4 protein-coding genes are annotated in these 4,755 nt (G+C 61.4%); 3 read left to right on the forward strand and 1 reads right to left on the reverse strand.

The genetic code is table 11. The features are described from left to right. The 3 genes from Acor_RS41705 to Acor_RS46620 form a co-directional block, all read left to right on the forward strand. The coding region (locus Acor_RS41705; protein ID WP_218034835.1) for a hypothetical protein at positions 1-539 on the forward strand (539 nt) is incomplete at its 5' end. A gap of 1,563 nt (positions 540-2,102) precedes the next feature. Continuing rightward, positions 2,103-2,531, forward strand: a complete 429-nt coding sequence (locus tag Acor_RS46615) for an RICIN domain-containing protein (protein WP_155342281.1) — start codon at positions 2,103-2,105, stop codon at positions 2,529-2,531. A gap of 23 nt (positions 2,532-2,554) precedes the next feature. Continuing rightward, entirely contained in the window at positions 2,555-3,022 is a 468-nt protein-coding gene (locus Acor_RS46620) for an RICIN domain-containing protein (protein ID WP_155342282.1), read from the forward strand. A 168-nt stretch (positions 3,023-3,190) separates the two neighbouring features. Here the strand turns inward: Acor_RS46620 and Acor_RS41720 are convergent, their stop codons facing one another. Beyond that, positions 3,191-4,573, reverse strand: coding sequence for an IS1380 family transposase (locus Acor_RS41720; protein WP_155342283.1), 1,383 nt, complete (start codon positions 4,571-4,573; stop codon positions 3,191-3,193). Positions 4,574-4,755: the final 182 nt, after the last annotated feature.

Below are 4,755 nucleotides of genomic sequence, written 5' to 3' on the forward strand. Positions count from 1 at the left end.
TCAATCCCAATTCGGGTCAGGCTCAGTACACCTTCTTGTACGGCAATCCCTACGCCGTGCCTTTCGTCGGTGACTGGGACGGTGACGGCAAGGACAATGTCGGCGTTCGCATGGGCAACGTGTTCTACATGCGTACGAGTCCGGTGACCACGGCTACCGAGACCACCCAGTCGGTGGCTTACGGCGATGCTCCGATGATTCCGCTGGCCGGTGACTGGGACGGCGATGGCAAGGACACGGTCAGCGCCTACGATCCCGCTTCGGCGCGTTTCTTCATCAGTAACAATCCCGCTTCCGGTCAGGCTCAGTACTCCTTCTTGTACGGCAATCCTCACAGCGTGCCTTTCATCGGTGACTGGGACGGCGATGGCAAGGACAATGTCGGCGTTCGGATGAGCAACGTGTTCTATTCGCGTACCAGCCCGGTCACCACCGCCACCGAGACCACGCATCTGGTGGCTTACGGCGACGCCGGTGATCTGCCCGTCATCGGCGACTGGGACGGCAACGGCAGGGACAGCCAGGGCATCGTCCGCTGAAACTGAGACAGCCCTTGGCTGGTTGTTCTTCTCGAAGGAGATCAAACAGCCAAGGGCTGTCTGTCGTGGTATGTGCGGAGGGCTGAGTCTGGGAGACGTCGGTATAGGTGGGGTATAGGCCCTGGCAGAACACGCTTTGGCGCTGCGATGCCGGCCACCTGCTTCAGTCTTTCCGCATGCCGCCGTAGTGGGCGATGGCAAGAACTTCACTGACAGTGGTGACCTTCATGACGAGCGTGGCTTGAAGGGCCGCTCGAAGAAGACCGTGCGCCCTATCCCGATTCCACCCGAACTCGTCACGCTTCTGCGTGAGCATCTCCAGCGGTTCGGCGTGGCGCCTGATGGCCGGCTACCACCGCTGCATGTCCGGCTACGACGAGGTCTGGATCGAGCGGATGAACCGGGCCCGCGAGGATGGAGCGTGATCATGGATCGCGTATGGATCGCGCGGCCCGTCACGAGCCGTCATATGGCGTCGCAGACTGGCAAGACCAAAATCGTGGCCGAACACCAAAAGCCAGCTCAGACAAGGTCTGGGCTGGCTCCTGAATGGTGCCCCCTGCAAGATTCGAACTTGCGCTCCCGGCTCCGGAGACCAGTCAGTGTCGATGCCCTGACCAGCAGCTACGCGTGATCGACACCACGCGTGGCACGCTAGTGGCACACTCCACCCATCGCCAAGTCCTCGATATCAAGATCATTAGTTTTGAATCTAAGATGCTCCATGCTCGCACCTGAGCGACCAAGAGCGACCCTTGATCTTTTGTGAGTGTTTCAGCCGCTCTTCCGCGCGGAGCGCGGCCAGGAAGTCGCGCGCGAAGCGCCATAGGGCTCTTGGCTCTTCCTCCGGATCGCTAGGAGTGGCGAATATCGTCTCCGGCCATGCACTAAGGGGCTTGTGGACTGCCCCGGGGACAGGCCATGGGCAGATGTCCCCGAACCGTCCCTCATGATCGGCCCCTTTTCCCCAGGTCAACCTACCTAGGGGGACACAGGGACAGTGGGGACACTTCGGCGAGGGACAGCCCCGTCGCCGGCATCACCGGGCATGAGTCAGATCAGAGCTAAGCCGGGACCAAATCGCCGACCTACCGCTTTTCAGGCAATCGAAAGCATGTTCTTATCACCGATCGCGGCTTGCCGACCAACACGAGAGCGTCCGTGAACGTCCACCCTCGTCTGTGGCGATTGTCACGCAGTTCGTCACTCACGAGGCACACGCAAGCTTGTCGCTCACACCCAGCCCTTCCCCCGGCGCACCCAGGTGGGACATCAAGGAAACGTTGCGTCGCTCCGCGCGTCTACTTACGGACAGCCCAAGATCGGTCAATTTTGCGTGCAAAATCAGGCATTTCTTGCCAGAAAATCAGGAAATCTCAATTTTCACATATTTCAGAACCCACCCGAGCTGCAGATATAACAGGCCGTAAGCCGATAACTACGCAAGTCATATTGCGCGCATAGCCCTGTCAGAAGACCCTAAGGCTGACACAGGAGGACAAGTCGAAAGGATGTGAATTGCTAAAGCCCCGGCTAGTGTTACGAGGGTTACAGGTTGCCGTTATGGCCAGTGTAATTACCCTGGTCGCCACAGTCGCTGCAATCCCAGCAAACGCGGCTACGTATTACCTCTTCCACAACTTGAACACAGTGGAATGCCTGGACAGTAATTCAGGTGGCAGCGCATACGCCAATCCATGCAATGCCGGAAACAATTTTCAGCTATACGCCTACGTATCTACGACATGGGGATATCTGATCCAGAGTAACGCGACTGGCAGATGTCTCGACAGTAACGCAAGTGGTTTAGCATACACGAATCCCTGCTCCAGTGGCAACGCGTATCAAAACTGGCAGCGGGTGAACTGGTCGGGCTCCAATTTCCAGTTGCAGAACATCGCTACCGGACGGTGCCTCCAGGCCAACACCTCGTCAGCAATCTCCACAGCCCCGTGCAACTCCGGAAACACCTTCCAGCGCTGGTGGAATTAGCTAGTCCACAAGGGGAGCTACTTATGAGGCGTACGCGAAATGCTCTAGCACTCATTACGACCTTCTCGTTACTTACGTTCGGCTCGATCAGTTTCGCAAGCAATGCGAGTGCTTTCGCTAGCTACCAGATCCAAAGTTTCTCTAGCTTCGAATGTCTCGACAGCAACGCAGGTGGCAGTGTATACGCCCTGCCGTGCAATTCCGGAAACAATTTCCAGCGATGGACTCTGCCTGCTGGAAACTGGGCAACGATGCTCAAGAACGTAGCCACTGGTAGATGTCTCGATAGCAACGCCAGCGGTACGACCTACACCAACCCCTGCTCCACCGGGAACTCTTACCAGAACTGGACGAGAGGCAATTTCAGCGGCGGCAATGCCCAGTGGCGCAATGTCGCAACCGGACGATGCCTCGTCCACAACATTGCCTTCAATTACATCGAAACTCTTCCATGCGGCAGCTCCATTACGCAGAGTTGGGCGACGATCTAATAGACTAGCCTCGAACTTTCGTGATCTTGGCGTGGTCGATTGAGTGGTTCGGCTGAGCGTTGATTTCGCGGTCTGGTCAGCGTCATTGCCCGGCTGTCGTGCCGGGTTGACGGGGTTCCACAGGCCCGCGCTGGTCCCTTTCTGATCGCTGGTGCGTCTTGGTGCTGGTCAGGTCGGTGCCGGTAAGGCTTGCAGCCGGGCGATGGCGGTGACGATCTGCTGGGCCCACGGCCATCGGGCGGCGATGCGCAGCCGTAATCGGCGACTACCCCGCGTCAGACGTGCGGCGACGGAGAACAGGCGCAGCCGCAGCCGTTTGGGTTCATAGCGGCGGGCCGGGCTGCCCTCCAGCGCGAGTAGTTGCATCCAGGCCAGCAGATCGCAGGCCAGGGCGACGATCTCGCACCAGACCTGATTCTGGGCGAAGCCATGCAGGGGCAGGTTGCGCAATCCGGTGTCCTTGGCGGTGCGGATGCGGTCCTCGCAGCGAGCGCGACGGCGGTGACGCAGTTCCAGGTCGGCGAGCTGGCCGCGGCCACCACCGGGCCGGGTACCGGTGACAAAGCAGGTGAAGCGGTGGCCGTCGATGTCGGTAAAGCGCAGCTGCGCGCCGGGGTGCGGGCGTTCCTTGCGGGCGATGACCCGCATGCCCTTGGGCCAGGAGGACAGGTCGAGCATCCCTGTCAGCTCGGCCACCCAGGCGCCGGGCCGGGGCTGCCGGTCGGCGTCATAGGCGACTTCCCACATGTCCGCGGGGAGGGCGAGGATGGCCGCCTGGATGTCGTCGGTGAGGGTGAACCCGATCGAGTACTTGAGGCGCCGGCGGGTCACCCAGTCCAGGAAGGCGCGGGTGCCGCCGCCGGAGTCGGTCCGGATCAGGACTTGTTTGTGCAGGTGGGATGGGATTTGGGTGAGGGCGAGCCGGGCGGCGGTGATGTGGTCGGCGGCGGTGTTGGAGCCGGCGTTTCCGGCCCGCAGCAGCAGGGCGGCGGCCTCGCCGGTCCCACCCGCGCCGTGATCGATGAACGCGGTCATCGGGTGGTGCCCGAAGGTGTGCTTCCAAGTCGGCGCGGCCTGTTGTTTCTCGGAGTGGGCGATCACGATGGTGGCGTCCAGATCCACCGGGATCAGGGTGCCGCCGGCGCCGGGAGCTCGGTCAGCGGCCAGCATCCAGACCCGTGATCTGGCCGCCGCGCGTGCGGCGCGGATCGCCCGCAACGCTGCCGGTCCGGCGTCGGCGAGGGTTTTGACCAGCCGCGACACCGTCGGATCGGAGGCGATCGGGCCGAACAGCTCGGGCGAGTTGCGCAGGATGGCGATGTCGGCCAGGCAGTCACCGCCGAGCGCGAGCGCCACCGCCAGGTCCGTCACGATCTTTCCGGTTTTGTGCACCGCTCGGGGAGGCCGCCACCGTTGCAGTGCCTGTGACATGCCCTGATCCAGGCCCGTCACTCTCAGCGTCTGGACCAGGAGCAGGCCACCGGCCTGACAGACCAGTCCCTTGCCGTCCGCAGAGGCGACGATCTTGGAGCGGTGAGCGATAGAGTGCACTTGAAAAGTGCCTTTCGAGTTGGTGTGGACGGGACCCTCAGCAAGTCCAATCCTTCCAGCTCAAGGCACTTTTCACGTTTAAACGATCGGTTTCGGCCGCCTTCCAGGCGAAAGCCCCAGGCTAGATGGGGCGATCCGAGGCGGGAGCCGCGCGGATCGCCCCATCGGTGTGTGCCAGGGTT

The sequence above is a fragment of the Acrocarpospora corrugata genome, assembly GCF_009687845.1.
Classification (GTDB): domain Bacteria; phylum Actinomycetota; class Actinomycetes; order Streptosporangiales; family Streptosporangiaceae; genus Acrocarpospora; species Acrocarpospora corrugata.

Coding starts and splice junctions, on each gene's coding strand:
- Acor_RS46615 (WP_155342281.1), top strand. CDS start 2,103: ATGGCCAGTGTAATTACCCTGGTCGCCACAGTCGCTGCAATCCCAGCA.
- Acor_RS46620 (WP_155342282.1), top strand. CDS start 2,555: ATGAGGCGTACGCGAAATGCTCTAGCACTCATTACGACCTTCTCGTTA.